At 50.0% G+C, this 1,917-nt stretch carries 1 protein-coding gene; it reads left to right on the top strand.

Annotation, left to right across the window (positions count from 1 at the left end; translation table 11 throughout):
* The first annotated feature begins 50 nt into the window (after positions 1–50).
* Positions 51–1,892 carry a glutamine--fructose-6-phosphate transaminase (isomerizing) gene (gene glmS / locus ACTXGO_RS13065; protein ID WP_443574826.1) on the top strand — a complete coding sequence of 614 codons (1,842 nt, stop codon included), beginning with the start codon at positions 51–53 and terminating at the stop codon, positions 1,890–1,892.
* Positions 1,893–1,917 lie beyond the last annotated feature (25 nt).

Below are 1,917 nucleotides of genomic sequence, written 5' to 3'. Positions count from 1 at the left end.
TTATAAATAGCTGTCATCTCACAAATAACCATTTTAAAAAAGGAATCGCTATGTGCGGAATCGTAGGCGCTGTCGCTGAGCGTAATATTGCCAGTATCTTGATCGAAGGTCTCAAACGTTTGGAGTACCGTGGCTATGACTCGGCGGGTCTCACAGTGATTCGTGATGGTGAATTGCATCGCGAGCGTCAAGTGGGCAAAGTGCAAGCGCTAGTCGATGCTGTTGCACAAAATCCTGATGGTTTGAACGGTCATATTGGCATCGCACATACGCGCTGGGCCACCCACGGTGAGCCTGCCAAGCGTAATGCTCACCCGCATATCTCTGGCAAAATCGCCGTCGTCCACAATGGTATCGTCGAGAACTATAGCGAACTCAAAGAAGACTTGATTGCCAAAGGCTACGAGTTTACCTCGCAGACCGATACTGAGGTCGTCGCTCATTTAATCCATGATCTGTATAAACAGACGCAAGATCTATTAGAAGCGGTACGTGCGGTCATTCCTAAACTGCACGGCGCGTTTGCCTTGGGTATCGTCCATGTCGATAGCCCAGATGAGCTCATCACCGTACGTCTTGGCTCACCGCTGGTCATCGGTGTCGGTATTGGTGAGAACTTTATTGCCTCAGATCAGCTGGCTTTGCTACCAGTAACCAATCGCTTTATGTACTTAGAAGAAGGCGATATCGCACGCATCACGCGCGATAGCATTACCGTTTACGCCGATGGCGTGCAGGTCGAGCGCTCTATCAACGAGATCGATGCGGCCCAGCACAACGCGGATAAAGGCGAGTTCAAACACTACATGCTTAAAGAGATCTACGAGCAGCCTGATGCAGTCTCGCGCACGTTAGATATGGCGATAGATAGCAGCACGACAAGCTTGCGTGATGACTTTTTGGCGCGTCATAGTGACAAGCTATCTGGCATCCGTCATATTCAAGTCATCGCTTGTGGTACGAGCTATCACGCGGGCATGGTCGCCAAATACTGGTTTGAAAACTTAACCCGCCTGCCCTGCTCCGTTGAGATCGCAAGCGAGTTCCGCTACCGTAATCCCGTCGTCGTTGATCACTCACTTATCATCTGTATCTCACAATCGGGTGAGACCGCTGATACGTTATCGGCACTACGCGATACGCAAAAACAAAGCCCAGCAGGACTGGTGAGCTTGGCGCTATGTAATGTACCAACGTCATCCTTGGTGCGTGAGACGGATATCTTTTTGCCGACGCACGCAGGTCCTGAGATTGGCGTCGCCTCCACCAAAGCCTTTACCACGCAGCTTGTCGCCTTAATGCTGCTAGTGCTCAAAATTGGTGTGGTTCAACAGCGTATCGATAACTCGCGTTTAGAGACCTTGATTAAGAGTCTTAATAAGCTACCGGGGCAACTGTACGCCAGCCTTCATCTCAATGCGGCAATCAAAACCATGAGTGAGAGCTTTGAGGATAAAAAAAGCTGCTTGTTCCTAGGTCGCGGTCTACAGTTTCCAATCGCTCTTGAGGGCGCGCTTAAGCTAAAAGAGATCTCCTACATTCATGCCGAAGGTTATGCAGCAGGCGAGCTAAAACACGGGCCACTTGCTCTCGTTGACAAGGACATGCCTATTGTCGTACTGGCACCAAAGGACAGTATGTTCGATAAGCTCAAAGCCAATATGCAAGAAGTGCACGCCCGTCACGGTGAGCTGTTTGTATTCGCAGGTGAGTCGAGCAAAATGGTCGCAGAGGATCGCTTGCATGTGGTCTATGTGCCTGATGTCTGCGAAGATCTTGCGCCGATCGTCTATAGCGTGCCGGTACAATTACTCTCGTATCACGTAGCCGTCATGCGCGGTACGGACGTCGATCAGCCTAGAAATCTTGCAAAAAGCGTTACGGTTGAATAGGTTTAAAGCGTAAAAATGAGCGTAA

Source organism: Psychrobacter sp. T6-1 (assembly GCF_052258445.1).
The sequence above is the reverse complement of the archived record's forward strand: the minus strand, read 5'-3'. Positions and strand labels throughout refer to the sequence as shown.

Coding starts and splice junctions, on each gene's coding strand:
- glmS (WP_443574826.1), top strand. CDS start 51: ATGTGCGGAATCGTAGGCGCTGTCGCTGAGCGTAATATTGCCAGTATC.